We start from the raw sequence: 26,402 nt of genomic DNA, 5'->3' as shown, positions 1-26,402 counted from the left end.
GTCACTCGGTGATGTTCAGTCGTCCGTGTACCGCGGCGATCGCCTCGGTCATGTCCTCGCCGTTGATCTCGCGGAGGCGGTCCTCGTCGAGGGATTCGAAGTCGACGGAGCGGGTCAGCCGGATGTCGCGGTATTGCTCGCCGGCCTCCACGAGTTGGCGTGCGTAGCGACCGTTACCGGCGATGTCGAGCGCGGCTTTGCCGCGCACCGTCTGCTGGCTCAGCAGCTTGGCGGCTTGCAGCAGGTTTTCCGCCGCTTCTGAGCTCAGCGTCGAGTCATTGGCGGCCGCAATGACTTTGGCGATCTCCAGGATCTCCTCTGGAGAGTAGGAGTCGAACTCGATCCGCGTGGCGAAGCGGGACCGCAGGCCCTCATTGGTCTCCAGCAGCCGATCGATGTCGGAGCTGTACCCCGCGATGATCACCACGAGCCGGTCGCGGTCGTTCTCCATTCGCGCCAGCAACGTGTCCAGTGCCTCTTGCCCGAACGGGTCGGTCCGCCCGTCCCGCTCCTGCACCAGCGCGTAGGCCTCGTCGATGAACAGCACGCCGCCCAGGGCGCGATCGATCGTCTTGGTGCTCTTGACCGCGGATTGGCCCTCGTATTCGGCGACGAAATCCTTGCGCGCGGTCTCGACGAGCTTCGGCTCGGGGATGACGCCCAGCCCGGCCAGGATGTTGGCCACCACCCGCGCGATCGTCGTCTTGCCGGTACCGGGCGGCCCGGTGAAGATCATGTGCTTGCTCGGCTGGGCGACCTTCATGCCGCGCGCGGCGCGAACCCGCGCCATCTGGGTCGCGGCCCGGTATCGCTCAACTTGCTCTTTGACCCGGGTGAGACCGATCTGGCGCTCCAGCTCGGCCTCCGCCTCCGCGAGCAATTTGTCGCGGCCCGAGGTGTCGGCCACGACGGTGTTGGCGTCCCACGGGTCAGTGCGCGCCGAAATCTGCTCGGCGCTGGTCGTGGTCAGGCGGTATGACGGATCCTTCAGCGCCGCAGTGACTTTGGGCTCCGGGTGGGTGGTCTGTAGCCATTCCAGAAGCGCGACCGCGGCGTCTTCGTTCCCCTGGCTGCGGCGCGTCATGGCCAGATACCAGGCGATGGCGCGCGCGCACGCCTCGCCCGCCGGCGAGGCGTTGGCCTCGGTGAGCCGGCGTTCGGCTTCGGTGAACAGGCCGAGGTTGGCCGCGGCGACCCCATGCGCGACCCCGGCGGCGGCGGCCAGGAATTCGTCGGGCCACCGGCTTGCGCCCCTGACTTCGTCGATCACCTCGGTCCAGCGCCCCGCCTCGCCGTAAATCACCGCCTTGACCCACGACAACAGGTGCTCGGCGCCGGTGGCGGGGGTGCCCTCGACGGCCTCCATGGCGTCGGCGAAATTGCCTTGCGCCGCTTCGCTCACGGCGAAGCCCATGGTGATCGCCAGGGGCGAGTTGGCCGGATAGGTGATGTCGCCGTACAGGCCGCCGATCGGAAGCCGCGCGCCGACGGCGTTCATCGAGATTTGCGCGGATCCGGCCAACTGTCCGAAGTGAGTGCGCGAGTACCAGGCGCGAAACAGTGTCACCCGTTCGGTGTCGCCGCAGCGGATGCGGCCGATCCACGCGTCGCAGGCGGACTCGTCGTAATTGGTGATCTCGGTGAACAGCTCCAGCGCCCTCGTCTCCGACACCGGCAGCATGCCGACCGCGCTCTCGAACAGGCCGGCCAGATGCTCGGTCATTTATCGGTCGCGTACCGGGTGGCGAACACTTCCGCCTGCGCCGCGGCCGCCTGCTCCGGCGTGATCAAACCGATGCCGTTTTCCATGAAGTCGCGCACGACGTCGCCGCCATCGACTCCCATCTCGCGCATGGTTTCCGACAGGGAATCGTCGCCCAACAGATAGCTGTGCTGCGCGGCCAAGCCTTTCTGCCGAGCCAGGTCGGCGATCACGAGGATTTCGTCCGCGAGATCGGCCTCGCTCATGCTCGTCACCTTCGGCGACAGTTCGACGCGCTGGGTCCTCCCGTCCATGAGCGCCGACACCGACACCGTCTCGGGGGGATTGGTCACCGTGAACTCTTGGGGAGCTTCCTCGTCACCTTCGTCCGCCTCCTGGGTCGCGTCGGTCTGCGCCTCGATCGCCGCGAGGTCGGTGCCGGAATCCTCGGGCTCGCTCGGTGCGTAGTCGTGCAACGCATCGACGGCCGACTCCTCGCCATCGTCGTGAGGAGCCGAGAAGTCCAGGGCGTCTGACTCTTCGACGGTGTCGGAACCGGATTGGGCGGCGGAGAAATCCAGGGCGGCCAGATCGTCGTGGTCGTCGTACTGCGGCATGGTTCCTTCTTTCTGAACTCGTCGATGGGGCTAGGGTCAGCCCCCATAGGCGGCTTCGACGCGGTCGAACCAGGCGCCCGCCGGCAGGAACTCCAGGAGGCCGTCCAGCGTGCGCTGCAGGTTTTCCTGGGTGCCGGACAGGAAGCTGCCGTAGAGCTCGCCGCCGACGCGGCGGGGGAGCGACACCAACCTGCCGTGCACCGAGTCGAGGACACCGGCGGCGACGTCGGTCTGCGTGGACGTGCCCCCGGGATGGCGTTGGCCGGCGACGATCTCCACCCAGCTGCTCGGATCGCTGATGATCTCCGCGTAGACGCGGGCCGAGGCGGGCGCGGCGCCGTGCTGGACAAGCTGGGCGGCGGTGGTGCATGCCGCCAATTCGGCCGCCACACCTGTCAGCGGTTCGACGCTGGCGGGTGTGGCGGGGCCGAGCACCGTGGTCACCATGCCCGCCAGTCCGACCTGCGGGGCCACGAACTGCAGCACCACCAGGTCGCCGTCACGGGCGGCGATGACATGGCGTTCGCCCTTGCGGCACACCGCAAAGCGCACCATGGTGCCACCGAGATCGCGCCTCCACCACCGGCACTCCAGGCTGCGGTCCGGCCTGCTGAGCGTGTCGACCATCGTCGCCACCGCCGGGTGGGGCTGCCCGTGATGGTCCAGCACGCCCTGCGCGGTGAGGTCGCGCTGCACCTGATTCCAGACGAGGTCCCGCAACTCCTCTTGGGGGATGTTCGGGCGAATTCCGAGCACCGCCGGGAAGTCGACGAGCTGCAATCGGTCGGCGATCACCAACATTCCGTCGACGGTCACCTCCACCCCGACGACATCGTCCAGGCCCGCAAGACCGGTAGTGAGGGGACCGGACATGATCAGTGATCGAGCATTTGCTTGTTGAGGTTAGCGCTCAAGTCCTCGTCGACACCCGCATACGTTTGCTTGGCGACGCGCAACTTCGCCGCGAGATCAGACGCGTACTGCCTGATGTTTTGACCGGCCCCGCGGCGCTGCTTCTCGGCGGTGACAAAAGCGCTGTTGGACGCGCCGCTGATAACGCCGTGCGTCACCCACACCGCAGTTTCGGTATTGCTCGCAGCCGACGCCGCTTCTTGTGCCTTCGTGGCCGCTTGCCCCTGTTTTGTCGCCAATTGCTCAAGGTACTTTTCGTCGACGTTTAACGTTGCCATGGGAAATCTCCTCAACGGATATTCTTACTCGCTATTGCATTGACTCGTATCGGTTTTTGCCGCACTGGCGAGGTTCTAAAGAACCCGCTGCGGCCGGCTCGGCGCCCGCGCCGCTTCGCGGCCAACCGCCGCGCCGTCGATAGGTGCGCGCTCCGCGCCCGTCGTGCCCGACGCGGCGCCGTCGCCGTCGCTCGTTAGGGCCTCCTCCGGGGCGGCCTCGCCTGCGGGCGGCGCCGCCGCTTGGCGCTGCTGACCCGTCGAAGCGAGTTGTTGCACCTGCCCCATCATTTGACTGGCGAAGCTCATCGGCTGGGCCAGCTGCCCGGAGGCTTGACTGACTTGGCTCAGGGTTGGCGCCGTCCACGCCGGCGTCGTCTCAGCCGCGGTGGTCTCGACGGGAGTCGCGCCGTCGCTCTGCAGTGCGGTCAGCACGCCGCGTTCCTCGCGCGAATCGCCGGTCGCCGGGGCCATGCCGGCCAGCGAGGCCACGGTGGGCGCGCCGGCGAAGGCCGACATGCCGGACATGCTGGCGGAGATGGCCTCGAAGTCGCCGGTCTTGGTTTCGTCCGCCCCTTTCACCTCGATCCGGGCGAACGAGCTGTTGGGGATCGCCTTCTCGGCGACCTCGCCGTACTCGAGGGCGGTCGCGTGGATCTGGTGAGAAAGGGACATCGAGTTGGACAGCGTGAACATCTCGAAGGCCAAAACAGTTGCGCATGCCGCGAAGGCGGCGACTATTTGCCACGCCGCCGATATCTCAGGGCCGACAACCGGGATCAGGTACATGGCCAGGGCGATGCCCTGGGCGATGACCAACCCCAGCAGCGTCACCGCGATGCAGTTGTGCGCCTTGGCGACCTCGGAACCCTGGTTCGCCATCAGCGTCTGCATCTTCTTGTCCAAATCCTGCATCGTTTGCACGAGAGCCTGCAGTGCGGCGGTCGCGTCGGCGTACGCCTTCGCCGCGTCACCGCTCCAATCGCGCGAGTCCGGGGCGGCTTCACCGAGATAGAGGTAGACGGTCTCGTATTTGTCCGCACCGCTGGTGAATGAGGCGCCCTTATCCGGGGTCCAGAATCCATTGAGGAGGTCCACCGCCGAGATCGCGACCATCGCCACATCGACAATCGCCGTCGGCGTTGGGAGCACCTTCGTGCCGGACGTTTTCAATGCGTCCGCGAGCACCTTGATTTGGTTCCTCCCGTACCACATCGCTTTGCCGGCGAGGGCGCCCAAGTTGGCGCCCAAACCCACCCAGTCGCCCGAATACGCGGCGCCCCCTCCGGCTTGCAGCCGCGTGAAGCAGTAAGCCAGATCGTGAATACCTGCAAGACGACTCACGGCGGTGCATCCCTTCGCGCTCGCTGATTGGTGTTGTACTCATGTTGAGGACGACAGGGTGAGCCTAACGCGCGCAGGCCGGGGGCCGCCGCACGAATTTTCCCGGGGGACAAAGGATTCGGCTAACAGACGGTAAACTGCGGAGTAACTTTTAGGGTCGATTGACGCCCGGAGAACGACTGGGTTCAGACGCGGCCGTGGCGTCACCCCCGGTTCATCCGGCTGACCGAAATCGAGGCCGCGCCGGCCGAGTCGAATCAGGGGTTAACCATCGACGTATTGCGTTGTCGCGCTGGAACTTCAGCGCGCTGTCTGTCAGGGGACCCGGGTGTGCCGACCCGATCCCTCGCCGGTGTCAAGCGTCGCGTGCTCGAGGGGTGCGCGCTCAGCCCCCTCCGCGCCTGCCGCCGGCCCGGCGGCCTCGGCGTCCTCGGCGGGTGCGTCCTCGCCGGCAGGCTGGCCCTGCTGGCCCATCTGGGCGAGTTGCTGTGCTTGCCCCACCGTCTGGTTGGCAAGGTTCATGTGCTGGGATGCCTGTCCGGAGACCTTCGCGGCTTGGGCCGACGCTTGAGCGACCTGGGCCATGGTGGGCGGCGTGACTGCGGGCGTCTCGGCTACCGGTGTGGGGGCCGCGTCGGCGCTGAAGGCGCTGAGCGTCGCGAGGTCCTGCGCCGAGGCGCCCTCGGTCGGCGTGAGCCTGGCCAACGCAGCCACGGTGGGCAGCTCGGAGAAAGCCGACACCCCCGACATGCTGCCGGAGACGGCGTCGAAACTGGAAACCGTCGACTCCGCAGCGGTCGTGACCTTGGCCTTGGCCGGCGAACCCGTCTGAACCGTCCCCGTCGCCAACGCCGAATACTCGCCGGCCAAGGCGTCGGCCTTCTTGCCGTTTAGCACCGAGTAGGTGGTCAAGGTGGTGAGAAAGCCTACGGCAGCGGCGATGCCAAGTGCGGACACCGCGATTGCGAACCCTTGCGACACGGCAGGCCCGAGTGGGGGAGGCGCGAACCGGATGATCAGCTCGACGAGGTAGCACGCGAAAAGCAAGTCCTTCAATATTCCAAAGCCCAAGCGCATGTGGGTGACCCATTCGGCCTGGTCCTTCACCAGAGCTGCCAGCTCGAGGTCCAGTTCGGCCATCGTCTGCGCGAGGTTTTGCAGGGCGGTGTCGAGGCCCGCATAGGCATCCGACGCCGAGCCCTCCCAGCCATCGTTGTCCGGAATGGCCGACTTCAACTGCGCGGCGAGCGTGCTGAATTGCTGGGATCCGTTTCTGAGGTCATCGCCTTCGACCGGTGGGCCGAACCCGGTCGTCAGCTCCATGAGCTCGACGACGGTGAGAGCCCACAGGATGAGGCTGCCCGCTGTTTTGAGCGATTGCTTGCTGCCCGGCGGCGACGGGACTTTGACGCTTCCACCCTCGAAGCGAATCCGCGTCAGCCCATCGAGACCACCCAACTTGGCGAGTGCGGCCCCACCGGCCAACCCGTCTGCACTCATGCTGGTCACGCTCGCCGCAAGGTATTCACCGCTGAAACCGGGGCTGCCGACACCGGTGAAGTTCTGGCCGAGGCTGCCCAGATTGACGAGGAGCCGAGCTGCGTCGGCGAGTATCGCTACAGCCAATTGTGGGTCCTTAGGTCACCGGTCTGCTGTCGCACCGAGCGGTTGATCGCGCAGTTGAGCTTAACACCGAGTGGTGCTGTCCTCGCGCGCAATTCAGCTGCGGCAGTTACCCGTTCAGTCCGTGCGGGCGGCTTGCTCGGACGGGATCAGGACTCAAGTACCTGCTTGTCGATGGCCTCGCCGGCTTGCTGGTCCGTGCTCGCGTAAACCTTCTTGGCGGTGCGCAGCTTGTCGGCGAGTTCGGTGGAGGACTTGCTCATCGCGTCGCCCGTGCTCTTGCGTGCATTCGCGGCCTTGGTGAAGGCCAGGTTCGAGTACCAGCTGACCACACCGTGGCTCACCCAGACCTCGGTTTCGAGACCCGAAGCCGCCGAGGCCGCGGTCCCGGCCTGGGTCGACGCTTGGTCTTGCGCAGTTGCCAGCCTGTCGAGGTGAGCTGGGGTGACGGCTACATCGGCCATGATTCGTGCTCCTTGATGCTTACTTTGTGTCTGTTATTGGTTCTGGTGCAACAGTTTCGGTGTTGCGCTAGGCCGGGTTCGGTGCTTGTGTCCGTTCCGTGCCGGCCGCGGCGAGCCCGACGGGCGCACGCTCGGCCCCCGCCGCGCCCAGGCCCGCGCCGGCGCCTTCGTGACCCGCGAGCGCGGCTTCCTCGGCTGTGGCGTCCCCGGCGGGCGCCGCGCCGTCCTGGCCTTGCCGGGCCGTCTGGATCATCTGCTGCAGTTGTCCCATCGCCTGGTTGGCAAGTTGCGCGGGCTGCGACAGTTGGCTGGAGACCGTCGCGGCTTGACCCGACATCGCGGACAGCTGGGCCACGGTGGGCATGGTCGTCGTGGGCGTGGACGGTGTCGTCGCATCCGGAGTCGTCGTATCCGATGTCTGGGACGCCCCGTACCCCGATGGTTCACTCGCGCTCGCCTGCGCGGCCAGCGGAGCCCGTTGGTCCTCCGAACGGTTGGCGGCGACGGTCGATGCGGCGACGGGCGGCGTGGCGGACAGAGCCGACATCCCGGACATGCTGTCGGAGATGGCCGCGAAGCTCGAAACCGTTGTTCCTTCCGACGTGGCCTTCTCGGCCTTGGCGTCCGAACCCGTTTGCACGGTGCCGGCGGCCAGCTCCGAGTATCGATTGGCCAAAGACTCCGCCTTTTTTCCGTTTTCCACCGAGAAGTAGGTCAGGGTGCCAAGGAATGCTGCGGCCACACTGATGCCGAGCGTGGCGACGGCGATTGCGAAAGCTTTGGCGGCCGTGACACCGGCCGGGGCCGGTACGAAAAGCGTGATGGCTATTTCAATGATCAGCGCCGCCAGAAGTAGGTCCTTCAGAATCCCGAAGCCCAGCCTGGCGTGGGTGACCCATTCGGCCTGATTTTTCACCAGGGATGCGAGCTGCAAATCCAAGTCCGCCATCGAGTCCGCCGCATTCTTCAGCGCGGTGTCCAGTTCGGCATAGGCTTCAGATCCCGTGCCTTTCCAGCCGTAGTCGGGCAGTGCCGAGTTGAGCTGCTCGGCGAGCGTAGTGAATTGTTGGGACCCCGTCTTGAGGCCATCGCCTTCGGTGGGCACACCGAAACCGATGGTGAGTTCCAGGAGCTCGACCGTGACGAGAGTCCACGAGATGATGCTGAGGCTCTTGCTGAAGGTCTTGATGCCTTTCTCGCCACCCATGCGAAAGTACATTTGCTGTAGTTGAGATTGAGTCATGTGCTTGGTGCCATTAGCCAGAAACTTTTGGAACCCGGATACCCCGAGGGACCCGATGTCCGCGAACCCACTGGTCCCTACGCCCGCGATGTATTCCGCGCCCATTCCGGAAGTGCCGCTCACGCCAAAGCCGGCCGCTTGCTGACCTAGTCCGGTCAAAGAGCCAATGATTCTCGCGGCTTGTGTGAGTACAGACATGTGGGTCCTCCGTTTGAAGCCATTTCGCGCGATGAGCTCGCGCCTCGCGAATTAATCGCCCGTTTAGCGTAACCCGCTCCAGCCGGGGTCCGTGCACGAATTTTCCGAATAGGCAAGGGCTTCCACACCGTGCCGGGCGGACTAGCGCGGTGAGCGTTGCCTAAGCAGACGGCAGTGCCCTGGCCTCAGTGAATGTGGCCGATCAGCGTTTCGAGCGCATCGGCGACACCGGAGGGCACCGCTTCGTCGGCCTCCGCGCGGACGATCATCTCTTCGGTGACCCCGGCCGCCTCGGCGGTCTCCGCGGGGGAAAGGTTCGCGCGGCGTCGGGCCGCGTAGAGGCGTTGCGCCAGCGGGGCGTCCGGCGCAGTCGCGCCGCGCGTCATCAGCTCGTCGTAGTGGCGGCGAACGGTGCCCAGGGCTTTGATCAGCTCGGGCGTGATCCGGCTGATGCGGGTGGCCCGAACCGCGATGGCCTCGAGCTGGCGGAGATCGGCGAGGATCGGTGTCGCTCGCTCGGTGAACTCGGGATCGTCGGCCGGCGGCAACGCCGCGATGGCGAGACCGCAGCCATCCACGGCGGCGACGATCGCCTGAGCGATCAGCGATGTCGGGGCGTCGGAGTGCGGGCCTTCCGTGGCCGCTCTGGGGGTCTCGGGCGCGACGGCTTCCGCGACCGCTTCAGCGGCGTCGGGCTCTCCCCGGCGGATCCGCGCGATGGTCCCGGCGGGCCATTGCAGCACCTGCTCCAGCTTGGCCTGCGTCCGCTCCCGCGGCCAACTGCGCCCTTTCTCGAAAGCGATGAGGGCGCCCGCGTTGATGATCCCGTCGGCCGCCAGGCTGCGTTGGCTGATGCCGAGTTCCCGACGGCGTGCGGCGGCGGCCGCGCCCGCGCGCGCCATGCCGCGATCCGGCTCGCCGGCTTTGTGCCCGTCGGGCTGTCCACCGGCGCTGCGGGACGTCATGATCTCGAACGTGAGCACTTCGCCCGAGCTGGGATCGCCGAGACGGACCGTCGTTCTGTCGGTCACCGTCACGGAACTCGTGCGTCGCCCGTCGACGAACATGCCGTTAGGGCCTTTGTCGACGATTCGCCACGAACCATCTACTGGTTCGGCGTGCAAGTGCTCCCCCGAGATTTCGTCGATCCGCACGTCGTCCTGCGGGTCTCGACCGATGGTGACCGCACCCCGGCCGGGCCCGATTTCATGCGACGTGTCACCGCTGCGCACGACCAGCAGAGCAACCTCGGGACTCGACTCGGTGCTGGGCATATGGGGTGATTCCTCGGTCGAGGGCAGCTAGGCGGGCCTTCCGCCCGTGTAATCCTAACCGTCGCACCCGTCAAATTTCCATCGCACGCCGCTACGTTTTGAAACACTGTTTCGGGCCCGCACCGTCGGAACGCTGCACCGACGCCCCGATTCGGCCGTCCGGCGGCCCCGCACCTTCCCGCGGGACGGTCGGACCGCTCATCGAGCGCTACGGTTTTGTGCGTCAAGCCCCTACTTCCTTTCGTCGCTCCGAAGCCCAATACCACCTAACGCTACGGTTACGTAACCGTCTGCCAGATCAGGGAAAGCTAGGTCACCGAGCCGCGAAGGCAATGGTCAAGGCGTTGATCCCCGCTGTGGCTTGGTCCACCGCGCTGGACGCCGAGGCACAACCCGGGCCCTAAGTGATGCGCTATCGAAATAAAACTGTTGCATTGCAGCGGTTAGTGCTATACCGTTGCGGAGCATACGAGCAGAACGCAATGCTTCAGAAGGAACGACCGCAATGACCGCAACACCCTTGTTCAACACCTTCAACATGCCGCTCGGCGCCTGCACGCAGGATCCCGACCGTTGGACCACCGCCCCCGACGCCGAGGCCATCGCATTGTGCCGGGCTTGCCCCCGCCGCTGGATGTGCGCGCGTGACGCCGTGGAGTCGGCCGGCGCGGAAGGATTGTGGGCCGGCGTGGTGATCCCCGAAGGCGGGCGCCCGCGCGCGTTCGCGTTGCGCCAGTTGCGATCCCTGGCCGAGCGCAACGGCTATCCGGTGCGCGAGACCGCGAAGTCGGCCTAGCCCGTTCCATGGCTGCCGACTTCGGGTCAGCGACGGGTGGCGACGGAAATCGTTGCACCGCTTTCCCTTTGGGACTAGGGAACCGGTGGCGGCCGTTACGTCGGCTCGAACCGGAAGACGGCGACCCGCCCCGCCAATGCTTCGAATTCGTCAGCCGTTCCATCACGCACCATCCCGGATCGTTTCGCGAATGCCACACCGACGGGGACCTTGGCGGGGAATTCCCGCAGCACCGGCCGCGCTTCACCAGCGGAGAGTTCGACGATCCGGACTTCCTGTGACCGCCGGCCCCGGCTGAGCGTGCCGGTGCCGGCCGCCCGGGCGTTCGCCGCCCAGTCGGCACCGGGATAGCCGGCCACCACGTAGAGGCCGCCCTGGAATTCGAACGGCGTCATCGGGGTGCTGCGGGGCCGACCCGACTTGCGGCCGGGCACCGTCAGCACCATGGCCGGCCCGGTCGGGATCCCGAGCCGTTGGACCGCCATCATCACCCTGTTCATGGGCTTGAGGTAGCGGGGTGGACGTGGTTCGGACATGTCAACCTCCTTGTCTATTTCGCGCGGGCGAAGACGTCGCGGTGGTCGGCGACCCACTGGGCGAACGGGAGTGCGGGTCGGCCGAGGATCTTCTCCACGTCGTGGGTGACCAGCGCGGGCGCGTCGAGCGTCGCAGCGAGCATGGCGATGTAGGCGTCCGCGAACTCGGCCGAAAAACCCAACCCGACGAATCGTTGGCGCACAGCGGCGTTCGGTATTTCGCGGTACTGCAGCGGTCGATCCAGCACGGCTCCGATGGCCTCGACCAGCTCCGAGTTGGTGAACGCCTGCGGGCCGGTCAGCGGGATCCGCCGCCCGACAAGCTCATCGGTGAGCAACGCCCGCGCCGCCACCTCGGCAATGTCGGTCTCGACGATCGGTGCCGTCGAAGCCGCGGCGTACGGGCCGAAAACCACATCACCCGCGCGGATCTGCGGCGACCACATGCCGGCGAAGTTCGTCGCGAAAACAGTCGGCCGCAGGCTCACCCAGGCCAATCCGGAGTCGACGGCCAGCTGTTCGACCTCCTTGTTGCGGTCCCCGCGGAAGCGGGACGGCTGCCGGGAGAAGTCGTCGTCGGCGTTGATTGCCGAGAGCGCAACCAGTTTGGTGACGCCGGCGCGCACGCACTGGGTTACCACCGTCTCCAGGTCCTCACCCAGCGCGCGGGAGTTGAGGAACACCGCCGACGCGCCGGGTAGCGCCCCGGCCGAGGACCCGACCAGTTCGACGCCGGGCGGAAGCCCGGCCGGCTCCGGGTTGCGGGTGACCGCCCGCACCGACGCTCCCGAGGCGGTGAGTGCGGTGACGAGGGGGCGCCCGACGTTGCCGGTCGCCCCGGTTACCACGATCGTCATGGGATGGCTCCTTCCGATTTTTCTGCGGTGCTCCAATGACGGGACGAAAGGTGGGAAAGTTACAACGGAAAATCCGTAACTTTTTGCCGCAGCAGATCGTCGAAAAGACATGAACCAGACGCAGTCAGCGAGCGACCGGGTCGCCGAGGCCTGGCGTCAGCACCGCCCCTATCTGGTCAACCTCGCCTACCAGATGCTCGGCGACGTCGGCGACGCGGAAGACGTTGCGCAGGAATCCTTCCTGCGGTTTTCCCGGGCCGAGGTAGGCGAGATCGAGGACGTCCGGGGCTGGCTGACCGTGGTGGCAAGCCGGCTCTGCCTCGACCAGGTGCGCTCGGCCCGCGCCCGCTACGAGCGCCCCGGCGAGGTGCAAGAGCGGCCGGCGCCGCTCCGCTCCGATCCGGCCGACCGGGTCACCCTCGACGACGAAATCCGCGCCGCGTTGCTGGAGGTCTTGCGCAGGCTCAGTCCCGGGGAACGGGTCGCCTTCGTGCTGCACGACGTGTTCGGCGTCCCATTCGAATCGATCTCGGAAACCGTTGGGCGCCCGGTCGGTACCTGCCGTCAGCTCGCGCGGCGCGCGCGAGCCAAATTCGTGGCCGCACAACCGAGAACGAACGCGGTGGCTTCGGCCGAACATCAGCTCGTCACCGAGAAGTTCATCACGGCATGCGCCAACGGTGACATCGCCGCGTTGGCCGCCGTGCTGGACCCGACGGTGTGGGGCGTGGGCACGATCCTCGCCGACCCGGCACCGCCACCACAGATCAATCACGGGCCACAGGCGGTGGCCACCAACCTGCTGCGCTACCTGTGGCCGGACGTGACCCTGGTCAGCGGTCCCGCCGGGGGACCGGCGCTGTTGGCATTCAGCGACCGTCGGCTCTTCGCCGTCATCGTGCTGACGATCCGCGGGTCCCGGGTGGCGAAGATCGAGGCGGTCGCCGATCCGTCCGCGCGGACGGGCAAAGTCGCCGAGAAGGCCTAGCTGTGCCGCCGGTTGTCGGAACGGGCCGCGAAGTAGCCGGCGATTCTCGCGGTGACCTCGACGAACTTTCGCCGCGTGGCGGCCGACATTTCGCGGCTTACATCGATGACGCCGCCCGGCCGCAGGTGCGGGTCGAAGGGCACCTCGATGACCGGCCGGCCGTGATCGGTGAACTCACGAGCCAGCTGCGCCCGTGTGCGTTTGTCGGCGTGGCCGTCGGAATCGTTGAGCACCACGACGCTGCTCTGTAGCAGAGTTTCGAAACCCTGGTCGGCCAGCCACTCCATGGTCCTGGCGGCGGCGGACGCCCCGTCCGCCCACGGCGAGGAGACCACGATCAGCGCGTCCAGATCGCGCAGCACCTCCTGAGTGACTGGCGCGTCCATCGTGGAACCGCAGTCGATCACCGAGATCGCGAAGTGGCGGTCCAGGCGCAGCGCGGCCTCCCGGTAGATCGCTGCGTCGAGCACCCGGCGGGGGCCGGACGCCGGTTCGCCGCCGAGGACATAGAGGCCCGCGGAGTTACGACCCACGCGGGCAACCACATCGCTGAAGGACTGTAGGTTCTTGTCGGCGGTCAGTTCCCAGAACGAGCCGGTGGTCGCCGGATCGATTCGGCTGCTGAGGCGGCCGAACGCGGTGTCGGCGTCGATCGCCACGGTGTGGTCTTGGCGCCGGAGCTCGGCAAACAGCGATCCGACGCTGGCGGCCACCGACGTCTTTCCCACGCCGCCCTTGCCCAGGACGCCGACCTTGTAGTTGCCGTGCAAGCGGGTGCGGATGGCCGCCTCGAACCGCGCGTCCTGCTGCTGGGCGGGCGACGGGCCGAGCTTGACGAGGCCGAAAGTCATCACTCGGAGAACGCGTCGCCAACCGCGGTCGGGCACCGCGTCGACGACCGCCGGCTTGGGGGGTGCGATCGGGGCGGCGGGCGGGGAAGCGGCCTGCGGGGGCGGCATCGCGGGCTGCGGCGCGACAGCGGGGGCGGCGGTGGTCGGCTGCGGGGGCGGCGCGGACGGGCGCTGCGGGGGCGCGGGTGGTCGGGCCGGAGGCGGGGGGCCCGATGGCGGCCGCGGCGCGGTGCGCTGGCCGATTGGAGGGACGGAAGGCGGCACGGGCCGGGCTGGGGGACCGGGCGGGCGCACCGCCGGCGTGCCGGTCGGGGGCTGCAGACGGTCCCGCAGGAATTCGTCGCGCTCGTTCATGGGCTCCTCGGGTGCCAGGCGGTCGAGCGGCGCTCGCGTGGTGATCCGGGGCCAGTGATAAGCGCCACGGCCCAACCACCGTCGCCGGATGCGGACCAATACGGGTCCAGTATCTCCTGCGTGGCTCGCGTCGCCACCGCGCAAACTTAGCAGCGCTTACCGCACCGTGACCGTGGCGGCCGCGGCCGCCCGCTGAGCACGTTCATGCGGGCCGATGGTGAGGCGGTGGGCACACCCCGCAGCGGTGTCAGCAAACTTGCGGGAGCGCCGGATCCGGCGCAGGGGCCGCCGCGCGCGGCACCACTGTGACGAGGATTGCATTGCCAAACCAGCACGTCGGGCGGGTTGTCGCCCGTCGGCGGCCGCGAAATTTACGGTGCTGCCAGCCGGCGGCTAGACTTGAGGAAGTTGGCATGTCAGGCGGGTATTGTCATATCGTTTTATGACTTGTCGAGACCGGTTTCCAGGCCACCGTTCAGCGCTGCACGGACGCATCCCTAACAGGATCATCTCCGCCTCGGGGGACAGCCTATCGAGACAAGACCGAGGGGTTCCAGCCCGCAACCTTGGGTAGGACCCAATCGGAGCAGCTGTGACGGCCGCTGAAAACGTTCAGGTGAAGGGTCAGGTGCATATGACGCCCAAGCGCGTCGGGTTATACAACCCCGCGTTCGAGCACGATTCGTGCGGGGTAGCCATGGTCGTCGACATGCACGGCCGTCGCAGCCGCGACATCGTGGACAAGGCAATCACCGCGCTGCTCAACCTCGAACACCGCGGTGCGCAGGGGGCCGAGCCGCGCAGCGGTGACGGCGCCGGCATCCTCATTCAGGTCCCGGACGCCTTCCTGCGTGCCGTCGTCGACTTCGAGCTGCCCCCCGCGGGCAGCTACGCCACCGGTATCGCGTTCCTGCCGCAGTCGTCCAAGGACGCCGCGGCGGCCTGCGAAGCGGTGGAGAAGATCGCCGAAGCCGAGGGCCTGACGGTACTGGGCTGGCGCAACGTACCCATCGACGACTCCTCGCTGGGCGCGCTGTCGCGCGACGCGATGCCCACCTTCCGGCAGGTGTTCATGGCCGGCGCATCCGACATGACGCTCGAGCGCCGCTGCTATCTGGTCCGTAAGCGCGCCGAGCACGAACTCGGCACCAAGGGCCCGGGGCAGGATGGTCCCGGCCGCGAGACCGTTTATTTTCCAAGCCTTTCGGGTCAGACCATGGTCTACAAGGGCATGCTGACCACCCCGCAGCTCAAGGCGTTTTACCTTGACCTGCAAGATGATCGGATGACCAGCGCGCTGGGCATCGTGCATTCGCGGTTCTCCACCAACACCTTCCCGTCGTGGCCGCTTGCGCATCCGTTCCGTCGGGTGGCCCACAACGGCGAGATCAACACCGTCACCGGCAACGAGAACTGGATGCGGGCCCGTGAGGCGTTGATGAAGACCGAGATCTTCGGCACCCAAGCCGATGTCGAGAAGCTGTTCCCGATCTGTACCCCGGGCGCCTCCGACACCGCGCGCTTCGACGAGGCTCTCGAACTACTGCACCTGGGCGGCCGCAGCCTGGCCCATGCGGTGCTGATGATGATCCCCGAGGCCTGGGAACGCAACGATTCGATGGACCCGGCGCGGCGGGCCTTCTACGAGTACCACGCCTCGTTGATGGAGCCGTGGGACGGCCCGGCGTCGATCACGTTCACCGACGGCACCATCGTGGGCGCCGTGCTCGACCGCAACGGCCTGCGCCCGTCTCGCATCTGGGTCACCGACGACGGCCTGGTGGTGATGGCTTCCGAGGCCGGCGTCCTGGACCTGGACCCGGCCAAGGTGGTTCGCCGGATGCGGCTGCAGCCGGGCCGGATGTTCCTGGTGGACACCACACAAGGACGCATCGTCGCCGACGAGGAGATCAAGGCCGAGCTTGCGGCCGAGCATCCGTATCAGGAATGGCTTGACAGGAACCTCGTTCCCCTCGAGGCGCTGCCGCAGGGCGATTACGCGCGGATGCCCCATGAGCGACTCGTCAAGCGGCAGTTGGTATTCGGCTACACCTACGAGGAGCTCAACCTGTTGGTGGCGCCCATGGTGCGCACCGGTGCCGAGCCCATCGGCTCGATGGGCACCGACACCCCGGTCGCGGTGCTCTCGCAGCGGCCGCGGATGCTCTACGACTACTTCCAGCAGCTCTTCGCTCAGGTGACCAACCCGCCGCTGGACGCGATCCGCGAGGAAGTGGTGACCAGCCTGCAGGGCACCACCGGCGGCGAGCGTGACCTGCTCACGCCGAATGAGAACTCTTGTCACCAGATCGCTTTGCAGCAACCGATTCTGCGCAACCACGAGCTGGCCAAGCTGGTCAACCTAAACCCCGAGGACGAGGTCAACGGTCGCCCGCATGGCCTGCGGTCCAAGGTGATTCGCTGCCTGTACCCGGTTGCCGAGGGTGGCGCCGGGTTGGCCGCGGCCCTCGACGACGTACGCGCACAGGCGTCGGCCGCGATCGAGGATGGCGCGCGGGTCATCATCCTGTCCGACCGCGAGTCCGACGAGCAGATGGCCCCCATCCCTTCGTTGCTCGTCGTCGCCGGAGTGCACCATCACCTGGTGCGCGACCGGACGCGCACCCACGTGGGTCTGGTTGTCGAATCCGGTGACGCCCGCGAGGTGCACCACATGGCGATGCTGATCGGCTGTGGGGCGGCGGCGATCAACCCCTATCTGGCGTTCGAGTCGATCGAGGACATGCTCGACCGCGGCGAGTTCAACGGGATCGACCGCGAGAAGGCGCTGAACAACTACGTCAAGGCCGCCGGCAAGGGCGTGCTCAAAGTGATGTCCAAGATGGGCATTTCGACGCTGGCCTCCTACACCGGCGCGCAGCTCTTCCAGGCGGTCGGCATCGGTCAGGACGTGCTCGACGAGTACTTCACCGGGCTGAGTTGCCCGATCGGCGGGATCACCCTGGACGACATCGCCGCCGACGTCGCCACCCGCCACCGGCTGGCCTACCTGGACCGCCGCGACGAGCGCGCGCACCGTGAGCTCGAGGTGGGCGGCGAGTACCAGTGGCGCCGGGAAGGTGAGTACCACCTGTTCAACCCGGAGACCGTCTTCAAGCTGCAGCACGCGACCCGCACCGGCCAATACAAGATCTTCAAGGACTACACCCGCCTGGTCGACGACCAGAGCGAGCGAATGGCGTCACTGCGCGGCCTGCTCAAATTCCGTGGCGGTGTGCGTCCCCCGGTTCCGCTGGAAGAGGTCGAGCCCGCCAGCGAGATCGTCAAGCGCTTCTCCACCGGGGCGATGAGCTACGGTTCGATCTCGGCCGAAGCGCACGAGACGCTGGCCATCGCGATGAACCGGCTGGGCGCGCGTTCCAACAGCGGTGAAGGCGGCGAGGACGTCAAGCGTTTCGACCGCGATCCCAATGGGGACTGGCGCCGCAGCGCGATCAAGCAGGTCGCGTCCGCGCGGTTCGGGGTGACCTCGCACTACCTGACGAACTGCACCGACATCCAGATCAAGATGGCGCAGGGTGCGAAACCCGGTGAGGGCGGCCAGCTTCCGGGACACAAGGTGTACCCGTGGGTTGCCGAGGTTCGGCATTCCACACCCGGGGTCGGCCTGATCTCTCCGCCGCCGCACCACGACATCTACTCCATCGAGGACCTCGCGCAGCTGATCCACGACCTGAAGAACGCCAACCCGTCCGCGCGGGTGCACGTCAAGCTGGTCTCCGAGAACGGGGTCGGCACCGTTGCGGCCGGGGTCTCCAAGGCGCACGCCGACGTGGTGTTGATCTCCGGCCACGACGGTGGAACCGGCGCGACCCCGCTGACGTCGATGAAGCACGCCGGCGCGCCCTGGGAGTTGGGCCTGGCCGAGACGCAACAGACCCTGCTGCTCAACGGGTTACGTGACCGGATCGTGGTCCAGGTGGACGGCCAGCTCAAGACGGGCCGCGACGTGATGATCGCCGCGTTGCTCGGCGCCGAGGAATTCGGCTTCGCCACCGCGCCGTTGGTGGTGGCCGGCTGCATCATGATGCGGGTGTGTCACCTGGACACCTGCCCCGTCGGCGTGGCCACCCAGAACCCGCTGCTGCGGGAGCGGTTCACGGGTAAGCCCGAGTTCATCGAGAACTTCTTCATGTTCATCGCCGAAGAGGTCCGCGAGTACATGGCGCAGTTGGGCTTCCGCACACTCAACGAGGCCGTCGGCCAGGTGGGGGCGCTGGACACCACGCTGGCCCGCGCGCACTGGAAGGCGCACAAGCTGGATCTCACGCCGGTGCTGCACGAGCCCGAGTCGGCGTTCATGAACCAGGACCTGTACTGCACCTCGCGGCAGGACCACGGCCTGGACAAGGCGCTCGATCAGCAGTTGATCGTGATGAGCCGGGAGGCACTCGATTCCGGCAAACCGGTGCGTTTCTCCACCACGATCAGCAACGTCAACCGCACGGTGGGCACCATGCTCGGCCACGAGGTGACGAAAGCCTACGGCGGCCAAGGCCTTCCGGATGGAACCATCGATATCACCTTCGACGGATCCGCCGGCAACAGTTTCGGGGCCTTCGTCCCGAGAGGAATCACCCTGCGTGTCTACGGCGATGCCAACGACTACGTGGGCAAGGGCCTGTCGGGTGGCCGCATCGTGGTGCGGCCGTCCGACAACGCCCCGCAGGACTACGTGGCCGAGGAGAACATCATCGGCGGCAACGTGATCCTGTTCGGCGCGACCAGTGGGGAGGCATTCCTGCGCGGCGTGGTCGGCGAACGGTTCGCGGTCCGCAACTCCGGTGCCCACGCCGTGGTCGAGGGAGTGGGTGACCATGGATGCGAATACATGACGGGTGGTCGGGTAGTGATTCTGGGCCGGACCGGCCGCAACTTCGCCGCGGGAATGTCGGGTGGTGTGGCTTACGTGTATGACCCGGACGAGGAATTGCCGGACAACCTCAACATCGAGATGGTCGACATGGAGACCCTGGACTCCGACGATGCCGACTTCCTGCACGGCATCATCCAGGCGCACGTGGATGCCACCGATTCCGCGGTGGGCCAGCGGATCCTGGCCGACTGGCGCGGGCAGCAACGCCACTTCGTCAAGGTGATGCCACGCGACTACAAGAAGGTGCTGCAAGCGATTGCCGAAGCCGAGCGCAATGGCGTCGACGTGAACAAGGCGATCATGGCGGCCGCTCATGGCTGATCCGAGCGGCTTCCTGAAGTACACCCACCGGGAACTGCCGAAACGTCGGCCTGTCCCGCTGCGGTTGAAGGACTGGCACGAAGTCTATGAGGACTTCGACGAAGGCACCCTGCGCGAGCAAGCGACCCGCTGCATGGATTGCGGTATTCCGTTCTGCCACAACGGGTGTCCGTTGGGTAACCTGATCCCGGAATGGAATGACCTAGTGCGCAGGGGCCGCTGGCGCGACGCGATCGAGCGGCTGCACGCCACCAACAACTTTCCTGACTTCACCGGCCGGCTGTGTCCGGCGCCGTGTGAACCGGCGTGTGTGCTTGGCATCAACCAGGATCCGGTGACGATCAAGCAGATCGAGCTGGAGATCATCGACCGCGCCTTCGAGGAAGGCTTCGTGGTGCCGCTGCCCCCGGACAAGCTGACCGGGAAGAAGGTGGCGGTGGTGGGCTCGGGCCCGGCCGGTTTGGCCGCGGCTCAGCAACTGACCCGCGCCGGCCACACGGTCACCGTTTTCGAGCGGGCCGATCGCATCGGCGGGCTGCTGCGCTACGGCATCCCGGAGTTCAAGATGGAGAAGCGGGTGCTCGACCGGCGCCTGGACCAGATGCGGGCCGAGGGAACGGAATTCCGCACGGGCGTCAACGTCGGGATCGACATCACCGCCGAACAGTTGCGTGCCGACTTCGATGCGGTGGTGCTGGCCGGCGGCGCCACCGCCGCGCGGGACCTGCCCATCCCCGGCCGGGACCTGGACGGGATCCACCAGGCGATGGAGTACCTGCCGTGGGGAAACCGGGTGCAGGAGGGCGACGACGTGCTCGGGCCCGACGGGGAGCCCCCGATCACCGCCAAAGGCAAGAAGGTCGTCATCATCGGCGGCGGTGACACCGGGGCGGACTGCCTGGGTACCGCGCACCGGCAGGGCGCGACCATCGTGCACCAATTCGAGATCATGCCGCGCCCACCGGACTCGCGCGCCGAATCGACACCGTGGCCGACCTATCCGCTGATGTACCGGGTGTCGTCGGCGCACGAAGAGGGCGGCGAGAGAGTGTTCTCGGTGAACACCGAGCAGTTCATCGGTGAGAATGGCCACGTGGCGGCGCTCAAAGCGCACGAGGTGACCATGCAGGACGGCAAGTTCGTGAAGGTCGAGGGCACCGACTTCGAGCTCGAGGCCGATTTGGTGTTGCTGGCCATGGGATTCGTCGGCCCGGAAAGGGAGGGCCTGCTCACCGACCTCGAAGTCGAATTCACCGACCGCGGCAACGTCGCGCGCGGTGCCGACTTCGACACGTCGGTCCCGGGTGTGTTCGTCGCCGGGGACATGGGTCGCGGCCAGTCGTTGATCGTCTGGGCGATCGCCGAAGGCAGGGCCGCGGCCGCGGCCGCGGACCGTTACTTGATGGGTGTGACCGCGCTGCCGGCACCGGTCAAGCCGACGTCCGTTCCGCTTCAGTAGTCACACAAGTAACACCAGAAACACAAGCCCCAAACGTCGGCGAGTCTGCCACCGTTTGCCAGACGGGGGGTGTCTAATAGCCCTTTGTGGGCTTCGTCACACGGGCGAGAGGCGGGGCCCCGGCTGAACGGAACGATCGCAGGAGTGATGACTGTGCACATCAATCCCGTACCCCGATCACGGATGGGGCGAATCGCCTGGTCCTGGTTTCGTCACCCGGTAAAGAGCCGCGAGTTCCCGGCCAAACACGAGCGCCTGGTCACCGCCGCCGATTTGCTGATCTTCGGGGCCTGATGCCCCACCCGCGTGGCTTCGGGCGCGCCGGAATGTTTGCTCGGTGGCGGGAATCGGGGGACACGCGCCCCTCATCGATCCAGTAACCCCGAATCGCGGATGGCCTCGGCCATTGGTTCAAGGACGGCGGGGTCGTGCGGCGGGTTGATGTACACGATGCCCAGGTTGAGGCCTTCGGCCGCCAGCCCGGCTGCATCCTCGATGACCTTGTTGTAGTTGCGCTCCTCGTCAAGGCGCAGGTGGGCCGACAGCGTGATCTCCTTTGGGTCGCGGCCGATCTTCTCGCACTCCGCGGCCAGCACGTCGCGCTTGCGTGCGAATTCCTCGGGTGGACCGCCGGCGAAGTTCCAGTGCTGCGCGTAGCGCGCGGTGATCGGCAAAGTTCGTTTCTCCCCGCTGCCACCGATGCAGATCGGCGGGTGGGGGCGCTGCACGCCCTTGGGCTCGTTGCGGGCACCCTTGAGCTGGTAGTACTTGCCATCGAAGTCCGTGGTCGACTGGCTGAGCAGGCTGGTCAGCACCTCGCACGCCTCCTCGAACCGATCGAAGCGTTCCCTGACGGAGCCCAGTTCGATGCCATAGGCGCCCGATTCCTCTTCGTTCCACCCGGCGCCGATGCCCAGCTCCAGTCGTCCGTTGGAGATGATGTCCAGGGCGGCGGCCATGTTCGCGAGCACGGCGGGGTGGCGGTAGTGAATGCCGGTGACCAGGGTTCCCAGCCGCAGCCGCTCGGTGGCCTGCGCCAGCGCGGTGAGCGTCGTCCAGCCCTCCAAACACGGGCCGTCGCTGTCGGAGAAGATCGGATAGAAGTGGTCGAAGGTCCACCCGGACTCGTAGACGTCAATATCGTCGGCCGCCTGCCAGACGGCGAGCATGTCCGCCCAGGTTGTGTTTTGCGGAGAAGTCTTGAACGCGAATCGCATGTGCCCGACCGTAGTCCGGCTTTATTAAGGGAAACTAAACTCGTCCTACCATGACTGGCACACTCGGACTCGACACGAAGGTCACCCTGCTGGCGGCCGGCCTGATCTTTCTGCTCGCCCTGGTCCTCGGGGTCTGGAAGTACCGGCAGATCATGGCCGCCGACGACCATCGCGCCCATCCCTACGTCGACATCGCGCACCGGGCGGCGTTGCTCTATTCGTTCGCCACGCTTCTGTTGGCCGCCTTCGTCGAACTCAGCGCGTGGCCGACGTGGGTCAACCTGACCGCGGCCGGCGTTGTCGTCTTCTTCTTCGTCGGCGCCATCCTCAGCTACATCGAACACGGGGCGCGCCGCGACACCGTCAACCAGTTCGAGAATCCCGTCCGCGGCACCGGGGTGGCGATGGCGTTGCTCATCGCCGGCGAGATCGGGGGCTTCAGCGTGCTGCTCGCCGGCTTCGTCGTCGGCCAACTGATCTGAACGCGGGAAGCCTGGCGGTGACCTGCGGCGCCCGGCTCCGCCGCGCTTGCAGTCACCGCGGGAAGCCTGGCGGTGACCTGCGGCGCCCGGCTCCGCCGCGCTTGCAGTCACCGCGTGGGCACACTGGAGCCATGGACCCCGTAGAGGCTTTGCGGCAGATCGCCTACTACAAGGACCGGAGCCGCCACGACCCCCGGCGCGTGATGGCTTATCGCAACGCCGCCGACATCATCGAGGGGCTCGACGAGGCGGCGCGGGATCGGCACGGCCAGGCCAACAGCTGGCAGACGCTGGCGGGTATCGGGCCCAAGACCGCCAAGGTCATCGACCAGGCCTGGTCCGGCCGCGAACCCGACGTGCTCATTGAATTGCGTTCCGCCGCTGAGGATCTCGGCGGCGGTGACATTCGCACCGCGTTGCGCGGGGACCTGCATCTGCATTCGAACTGGTCGGACGGGTCGGCGCCGATCGACGAGATGATGGCGACCGCGGCCGCACTGGGGCATGAGTACTGCGCGCTGACCGACCACTCGCCGCGCCTGACGATCGCCAATGGGCTGTCGGCGGAGCGGTTGCGCGCGCAGCTCGACGCCATCGACAAGCTGCGCGACCAGTTCGCGCCGATGCGCATCCTCACCGGGATCGAGGTCGACATCCTCGAGGACGGCGGCCTCGACCAGGAGCCCGAGCTGCTCGAGCGCCTCGACGTCGTCGTGGCCAGCGTGCATTCGAAGCTGTCGATGGATGCCGCGGCGATGACGCGCCGGATGGTGCGCGCCGTCTCCAATCCACACGTCGACGTGCTGGGCCATTGCACCGGTCGGCTGGTCTCCGGCAACCGGGGGATCCGGCCCCAATCCAAGTTCGACGCCGAAGCGGTGTTCACCGCCTGCCACGATCACGGCACCGCGGTGGAGATCAATTCGCGGCCCGAGCGCCGGGACCCGCCGACCCGGCTGCTGAAGCTGGCGCTGGACATCGGCTGCGTGTTCAGCATCGACACCGACGCGCACGCGCCGGGCCAGCTGGACTTCCTCGGCTATGGCGCGCAGCGCGCGGTGGACAACGGCGTGCCCGTCGACCGGATCGTCAACACCTGGCCGGCCGAGCGGCTGCTGGAATGGACGGGCTAGTCGGGTAGGTGCGGCATCTCGAAGCCCGTGTCCCGGCCGACGAGCACAGCGGGGGTGAGCGCGGATTTGCCGTACCGAGCGCGCACCCGGTCGATCGCCGCGTCGATGTCGAGCCGGTTTTCGTCGTCGTTGAAGGGCAGCGTCAGTTGCTGCGCGCCGCTGCGGTCGATTCCCGACACCGCGAAGCCGACCAGCGTCAGCCCCCGCTGCGCGATCACGGGCGCGGCCGCCGCGACCAGCTGCCGCGCGGCGGCCAGGATGGGCTGTGTTGAGGACGTCGCCCGGGGCAGCGTCCGCGACCGCGTCGCCCGTCCGAAGTCGTCGAACCGCAGTCGCAGCACCACCGTGCGGCCCGTGCGCCCGGCGGCACGCATCCGGCCGGTGATGCGGTCGATCAGGTTGACCACCACCGCGTCGATCTCGGCGGGGGACATGGTGTTGCCCGCGCGACCCAGCGCCCGTTGCGCTCCCACGGACCGGCGGCGCACGCCGGTGGTTACCCGACGGCGGTCGATGTTGCGCGAAAGCGCGAACAGCTGGCGACCCATGGCGCCGCCCAGCAGCGAGGCCAGCGTGGACTCGGTCAGCTCGGCGACGTCGGCGACGGTCTCGAGTCCGTGGGCGTGGAGTTTGTCGGCCGTCTTGGCGCCCACGCCCCACAGCCGGCGCACCGGCAGCGGATGGAGGAAGGCGAGCTCCCCCTCGGGCGGCACCAGCAGCAGCCCGTCCGGCTTGGCCTCCTGGCTGGCGACCTTGGCGAGAAACTTCGTCCGGGCCACCCCGACGGTGATCGGCAGCCCGACCCGGTCGCGCACGTCGGCGCGCAGCCGCTCGGCGATCCGGACCGGCGTGCCGGAAACCCGTCCTAGGCCAGCGACGTCGAGGAAAGCCTCGTCCACCGAGAGCGGCTCCACGATCGGGGTGCAGTCGCGGAACACCTCGAACACCGCGTCGCTGGCGCGGCTGTAGGCGGCCATTCGCGGGGGCACGACGATGGCCTGCGGGCACAGCCGACGCGCCTGCGCCCCGCCCATCGCCGTGCGCACTCCATAGGCCTTGGCCTCGTAACTGGCCGCGAGCACGACCCCGCCGCCCACGATCACCGGGCGGCCGCGCAACGTCGGGTCGTCACGCTGCTCGACGGAGGCATAGAACGAGTCGAGGTCCGCGTGCAGGATGGACGCATCACACCGCACGAACATAGCCGCAGTGACTAGAAGGGCGGTGGGTCGTCATCGGCGGGTGGGGCGGGTCCGGCGCGTCGGGCTAGGCGGGCGTCGCGGTTGTGGCGGCGTTCGGTGGCCACGCGCGCGGCGCGGTCCTGGGCGCGGGTGCGGCGGCGTTTCGGCATCATCGCGGTCCGCTCAGCGCAATATTCCTGCGGGGGTGGGTCGGCTTCGGGGGTGGGCATGCCGCCGACGGCATAGCACAGGCTGGGAAACAGCAGCGCGCTGCCCGGGGTGGTGACGTAGGTGCGCCCGGCCGGGGAGGTCAGTATCAGCGTCCCATCGCCGAGCTGTTTCTCGGCCCAGCCGCAAAACGACTTGATCAAATGATGGGTGCGGCAGTAGCACTTGAGGTTGCCCGCGTGGGTGGGCCCGCCCGCGGCGTAGGGGATCGTGTGGTCGATATCGCATCCGATCGCGGGCACATCGCAGCCCGGCCAGCGACACGTCAGGTCCCGGCAGCGTACGAAATCGGCCAGCGCCTTCGACGGGGTGTAGCCCTGCTCCGGTGGGGCACAACCGGGATGCACCAGCGGTACCAGCTTGGCCGATGTGGCGAGCTCGGCCACCAGCTCGGGGGTGATCAGCCCGTCGGCGCCCACCAACGACCCCGGCGCGGCACCGGCGCCGGTCACGGTGTCTTGTTCGGCAATCACGTGGATCACCACCGGGGAGGCCACTTGCCGCGTCCAGGCCGCGCAGTCCGCGCGCCCGCAGCGACAGTCCAGCCGGTCGGCCCCGGCGGCCAGCGACCCCAGCGCGTCGGCGCGGCGCTGGTCGCGGGTGCGCGGATCGCCGGCGCACACCGTCGCCGCCAGCGCATCGAGCCGCTTGTCCAGGGCGTGGGCATCCGGGGTGAACAGGGTGCCCTCGATGCGCGACATACCGCCCACCACCTCACCGAGGACCACCTCGCGGTCGGTGTGACGCTGGCGGTGCTGGCGCAGCGCATCGGTGTCGGCGCGGGCCACGACCTTGTCGATTTGGCCGGCAAGCCGCGAGCGGGTCATCGACGGCCAGCGCGCCACCGTCGCCGCCAGCTGCGCGTCCACCCGGGCCAGCACCTCGGGGTCTTCGATCAAATCCGTGCGGTACACGATTGTGGCGACAAACCGAAAGTCGATGTCCCCGGCGGCAAACACCTGCCCCACCTTGGGCAGGCGCTCGCGCAACGCCCGGGCATAGCGCACCCGGCTGGCCGCCAACCCCTGCGAGATCCGCAGCTCGGCGGCCACCTCGGCGGCCACTGCGGCCATGGTGTCGATCGCCCACTCCTCGGTCTCACCGCAGCGCGACAGCCGGTAGGCGAACAACTCCCCGATCGCCACCAGTTGCGCCGCGGCCGCCCGGTTCTCCGCGCGCGTCGAAGCACCGATGCGCTCCAAGAGCGCCGTCGACGCCGCGGTGTTGGACGGATAGCGGTGCTCGAAGTGCTCCTCCAAATGGGCAATCGACTCCGGCGAGGGGCGCGACCCCGAAACATCTTCGAACATACATTCGATTATGCCACAGCCCGCCGGCTCGAACTTGTTGGCAGGGTTGCCGGTTGTGGATAACCGGCGACATGGCGAAGGGTTGTGAGGATGTCGATCAGGTCGCGGCGGACGAAGGTCGCCGCTGAGGAGGAGGCCCG

General features: G+C 67.4%; 22 protein-coding genes. 7 read left to right on the top strand and 15 right to left on the bottom strand.

The genetic code is table 11. The features are described 5' to 3' along the window. Nucleotide 1: 1 nt before the first annotated feature. The 9 genes from eccA to KXD96_RS02840 form a co-directional block, all read right to left on the bottom strand. The gene (gene eccA / locus KXD96_RS02880; RefSeq protein WP_260742797.1) at nucleotides 2-1,723 is read right to left on the bottom strand and encodes a type VII secretion AAA-ATPase EccA; all 1,722 of its coding nucleotides are present in this window, start codon (nucleotides 1,721-1,723) and stop codon (nucleotides 2-4) included. Continuing rightward, nucleotides 1,720-2,319 (bottom strand): hypothetical protein, encoded by a 600-nt coding sequence (locus KXD96_RS02875; protein WP_260742796.1) that lies wholly within the window; start codon nucleotides 2,317-2,319, stop codon nucleotides 1,720-1,722. Before KXD96_RS02875 ends, eccA begins: the two co-directional genes overlap by 4 nt. Nucleotides 2,320-2,355: 36 nt before the next feature. Further along, nucleotides 2,356-3,192 carry an ESX secretion-associated protein EspG gene (locus KXD96_RS02870; protein WP_260742795.1) on the bottom strand — a complete coding sequence of 279 codons (837 nt, stop codon included), beginning with the start codon at nucleotides 3,190-3,192 and terminating at the stop codon, nucleotides 2,356-2,358. A 2-nt stretch (nucleotides 3,193-3,194) separates the two neighbouring features. Next, on the bottom strand, nucleotides 3,195-3,509 hold the full coding sequence (locus KXD96_RS02865) for an ESX-1 secretion-associated protein (RefSeq protein ID WP_260742793.1): 315 nt from the start codon (nucleotides 3,507-3,509) through the stop codon (nucleotides 3,195-3,197). Between the two features lie 75 nt (nucleotides 3,510-3,584). Continuing rightward, the gene (locus tag KXD96_RS02860) at nucleotides 3,585-4,850 is read right to left on the bottom strand and encodes an EspA/EspE family type VII secretion system effector (RefSeq protein ID WP_260742791.1); all 1,266 of its coding nucleotides are present in this window, start codon (nucleotides 4,848-4,850) and stop codon (nucleotides 3,585-3,587) included. A gap of 315 nt (nucleotides 4,851-5,165) precedes the next feature. Then, entirely contained in the window at nucleotides 5,166-6,476 is a 1,311-nt protein-coding gene (locus KXD96_RS02855) for an EspA/EspE family type VII secretion system effector (RefSeq protein ID WP_260742789.1), read from the bottom strand. Nucleotides 6,477-6,622: 146 nt separating this feature from the next. Beyond that, a complete protein-coding gene (locus KXD96_RS02850) occupies nucleotides 6,623-6,937 on the bottom strand; it encodes an ESX-1 secretion-associated protein (protein ID WP_260742788.1) in 315 nt (104 codons plus the stop codon). 67 nt (nucleotides 6,938-7,004) lie between these two features. Beyond that, nucleotides 7,005-8,144 carry an EspA/EspE family type VII secretion system effector gene (locus KXD96_RS02845; protein WP_260742787.1) on the bottom strand — a complete coding sequence of 380 codons (1,140 nt, stop codon included), beginning with the start codon at nucleotides 8,142-8,144 and terminating at the stop codon, nucleotides 7,005-7,007. A 419-nt stretch (nucleotides 8,145-8,563) separates the two neighbouring features. Further along, the gene (locus KXD96_RS02840) at nucleotides 8,564-9,652 is read right to left on the bottom strand and encodes an FHA domain-containing protein (RefSeq protein WP_260742786.1); all 1,089 of its coding nucleotides are present in this window, start codon (nucleotides 9,650-9,652) and stop codon (nucleotides 8,564-8,566) included. A 505-nt stretch (nucleotides 9,653-10,157) separates the two neighbouring features. Between KXD96_RS02840 and KXD96_RS02835 the strand changes: the two genes are divergently transcribed. Then, nucleotides 10,158-10,448, top strand: a complete 291-nt coding sequence (locus KXD96_RS02835; protein WP_260742784.1) for a WhiB family transcriptional regulator — start codon at nucleotides 10,158-10,160, stop codon at nucleotides 10,446-10,448. A 95-nt stretch (nucleotides 10,449-10,543) separates the two neighbouring features. Here the strand turns inward: KXD96_RS02835 and KXD96_RS02830 are convergent, their stop codons facing one another. Both KXD96_RS02830 and KXD96_RS02825 read right to left on the bottom strand, forming a co-directional pair. Further along, entirely contained in the window at nucleotides 10,544-10,984 is a 441-nt protein-coding gene (locus tag KXD96_RS02830) for a nitroreductase family deazaflavin-dependent oxidoreductase (RefSeq protein ID WP_260742781.1), read from the bottom strand. A gap of 14 nt (nucleotides 10,985-10,998) precedes the next feature. Continuing rightward, complete coding sequence (locus KXD96_RS02825; protein ID WP_260742779.1) at nucleotides 10,999-11,841, bottom strand: NAD(P)H-binding protein; 843 nt, start codon at nucleotides 11,839-11,841, stop codon at nucleotides 10,999-11,001. Between the two features lie 109 nt (nucleotides 11,842-11,950). Between KXD96_RS02825 and sigI the strand changes: the two genes are divergently transcribed. Next, nucleotides 11,951-12,829, top strand: a complete 879-nt coding sequence (gene sigI, locus KXD96_RS02820; RefSeq protein WP_260742777.1) for an RNA polymerase sigma factor SigI — start codon at nucleotides 11,951-11,953, stop codon at nucleotides 12,827-12,829. On the opposite strand, the gene KXD96_RS02815 is transcribed toward sigI, so the two are convergent. Beyond that, a complete protein-coding gene (locus tag KXD96_RS02815) occupies nucleotides 12,826-14,034 on the bottom strand; it encodes a MinD/ParA family protein (RefSeq protein ID WP_260742776.1) in 1,209 nt (402 codons plus the stop codon). The genes sigI and KXD96_RS02815 overlap by 4 nt on opposite strands. Before the next feature lie 634 nt (nucleotides 14,035-14,668). On the opposite strand from KXD96_RS02815, the gene gltB reads away from it, so the two are divergent. From gltB to KXD96_RS02800, 3 genes are all read left to right on the top strand, one after another. Further along, nucleotides 14,669-19,252, top strand: a complete 4,584-nt coding sequence (gltB, locus tag KXD96_RS02810; RefSeq protein WP_260745179.1) for a glutamate synthase large subunit — start codon at nucleotides 14,669-14,671, stop codon at nucleotides 19,250-19,252. After that, the gene (locus KXD96_RS02805; protein ID WP_260742775.1) at nucleotides 19,245-20,711 is read left to right on the top strand and encodes a glutamate synthase subunit beta; all 1,467 of its coding nucleotides are present in this window, start codon (nucleotides 19,245-19,247) and stop codon (nucleotides 20,709-20,711) included. Before gltB ends, KXD96_RS02805 begins: the two co-directional genes overlap by 8 nt. A 147-nt stretch (nucleotides 20,712-20,858) precedes the next feature. Further along, complete coding sequence (locus KXD96_RS02800) at nucleotides 20,859-21,005, top strand: hypothetical protein (protein ID WP_260745594.1); 147 nt, start codon at nucleotides 20,859-20,861, stop codon at nucleotides 21,003-21,005. Between the two features lie 71 nt (nucleotides 21,006-21,076). On the opposite strand, the gene KXD96_RS02795 is transcribed toward KXD96_RS02800, so the two are convergent. After that, complete coding sequence (locus KXD96_RS02795; RefSeq protein WP_260742774.1) at nucleotides 21,077-21,928, bottom strand: LLM class F420-dependent oxidoreductase; 852 nt, start codon at nucleotides 21,926-21,928, stop codon at nucleotides 21,077-21,079. A gap of 50 nt (nucleotides 21,929-21,978) precedes the next feature. Here KXD96_RS02795 and KXD96_RS02790 point away from each other — a divergent pair, with 50 nt between their 5' ends. Then, nucleotides 21,979-22,410, top strand: a complete 432-nt coding sequence (locus KXD96_RS02790; RefSeq protein WP_260742773.1) for a hypothetical protein — start codon at nucleotides 21,979-21,981, stop codon at nucleotides 22,408-22,410. Between the two features lie 131 nt (nucleotides 22,411-22,541). Continuing rightward, the gene (locus KXD96_RS02785) at nucleotides 22,542-23,543 is read left to right on the top strand and encodes a PHP domain-containing protein (RefSeq protein ID WP_260742772.1); all 1,002 of its coding nucleotides are present in this window, start codon (nucleotides 22,542-22,544) and stop codon (nucleotides 23,541-23,543) included. Here KXD96_RS02785 and dinB read toward each other — a convergent pair. Together dinB and KXD96_RS02775 are read right to left on the bottom strand one after the other, a co-directional pair. Beyond that, entirely contained in the window at nucleotides 23,540-24,745 is a 1,206-nt protein-coding gene (gene dinB, locus KXD96_RS02780; protein ID WP_260742771.1) for a DNA polymerase IV, read from the bottom strand. The genes KXD96_RS02785 and dinB overlap by 4 nt on opposite strands. Before the next feature lie 11 nt (nucleotides 24,746-24,756). Next, nucleotides 24,757-26,262 carry an HNH endonuclease signature motif containing protein gene (locus KXD96_RS02775; RefSeq protein WP_260742768.1) on the bottom strand — a complete coding sequence of 502 codons (1,506 nt, stop codon included), beginning with the start codon at nucleotides 26,260-26,262 and terminating at the stop codon, nucleotides 24,757-24,759. Between the last annotated feature and the right edge of the window lie 140 nt (nucleotides 26,263-26,402).

Source organism: Mycobacterium sp. SMC-2, from assembly GCF_025263485.1.
Taxonomy (GTDB): Bacteria; Actinomycetota; Actinomycetes; order Mycobacteriales; family Mycobacteriaceae; genus Mycobacterium.
Note: the sequence above shows the minus strand (reverse complement) of the source record. Positions and strands in the feature narration are given on the sequence as shown.

Coding starts and splice junctions, on each gene's coding strand:
- eccA (WP_260742797.1), bottom strand. CDS start 1,723: ATGACCGAGCATCTGGCCGGCCTGTTCGAGAGCGCGGTCGGCATGCTG.
- KXD96_RS02875 (WP_260742796.1), bottom strand. CDS start 2,319: ATGCCGCAGTACGACGACCACGACGATCTGGCCGCCCTGGATTTCTCC.
- KXD96_RS02870 (WP_260742795.1), bottom strand. CDS start 3,192: ATGTCCGGTCCCCTCACTACCGGTCTTGCGGGCCTGGACGATGTCGTC.
- KXD96_RS02865 (WP_260742793.1), bottom strand. CDS start 3,509: ATGGCAACGTTAAACGTCGACGAAAAGTACCTTGAGCAATTGGCGACA.
- KXD96_RS02850 (WP_260742788.1), bottom strand. CDS start 6,937: ATGGCCGATGTAGCCGTCACCCCAGCTCACCTCGACAGGCTGGCAACT.
- KXD96_RS02845 (WP_260742787.1), bottom strand. CDS start 8,144: ATGGGTGGCGAGAAAGGCATCAAGACCTTCAGCAAGAGCCTCAGCATC.
- KXD96_RS02840 (WP_260742786.1), bottom strand. CDS start 9,652: ATGCCCAGCACCGAGTCGAGTCCCGAGGTTGCTCTGCTGGTCGTGCGC.
- KXD96_RS02835 (WP_260742784.1), top strand. CDS start 10,158: ATGACCGCAACACCCTTGTTCAACACCTTCAACATGCCGCTCGGCGCC.
- KXD96_RS02830 (WP_260742781.1), bottom strand. CDS start 10,984: ATGTCCGAACCACGTCCACCCCGCTACCTCAAGCCCATGAACAGGGTG.
- KXD96_RS02825 (WP_260742779.1), bottom strand. CDS start 11,841: ATGACGATCGTGGTAACCGGGGCGACCGGCAACGTCGGGCGCCCCCTC.
- sigI (WP_260742777.1), top strand. CDS start 11,951: ATGAACCAGACGCAGTCAGCGAGCGACCGGGTCGCCGAGGCCTGGCGT.
- KXD96_RS02815 (WP_260742776.1), bottom strand. CDS start 14,034: ATGAACGAGCGCGACGAATTCCTGCGGGACCGTCTGCAGCCCCCGACC.
- gltB (WP_260745179.1), top strand. CDS start 14,669: ATGACGCCCAAGCGCGTCGGGTTATACAACCCCGCGTTCGAGCACGAT.
- KXD96_RS02805 (WP_260742775.1), top strand. CDS start 19,245: ATGGCTGATCCGAGCGGCTTCCTGAAGTACACCCACCGGGAACTGCCG.
- KXD96_RS02800 (WP_260745594.1), top strand. CDS start 20,859: ATGACTGTGCACATCAATCCCGTACCCCGATCACGGATGGGGCGAATC.
- KXD96_RS02795 (WP_260742774.1), bottom strand. CDS start 21,928: ATGCGATTCGCGTTCAAGACTTCTCCGCAAAACACAACCTGGGCGGAC.
- KXD96_RS02790 (WP_260742773.1), top strand. CDS start 21,979: ATGACTGGCACACTCGGACTCGACACGAAGGTCACCCTGCTGGCGGCC.
- KXD96_RS02785 (WP_260742772.1), top strand. CDS start 22,542: ATGGACCCCGTAGAGGCTTTGCGGCAGATCGCCTACTACAAGGACCGG.
- dinB (WP_260742771.1), bottom strand. CDS start 24,745: ATGTTCGTGCGGTGTGATGCGTCCATCCTGCACGCGGACCTCGACTCG.
- KXD96_RS02775 (WP_260742768.1), bottom strand. CDS start 26,262: ATGTTCGAAGATGTTTCGGGGTCGCGCCCCTCGCCGGAGTCGATTGCC.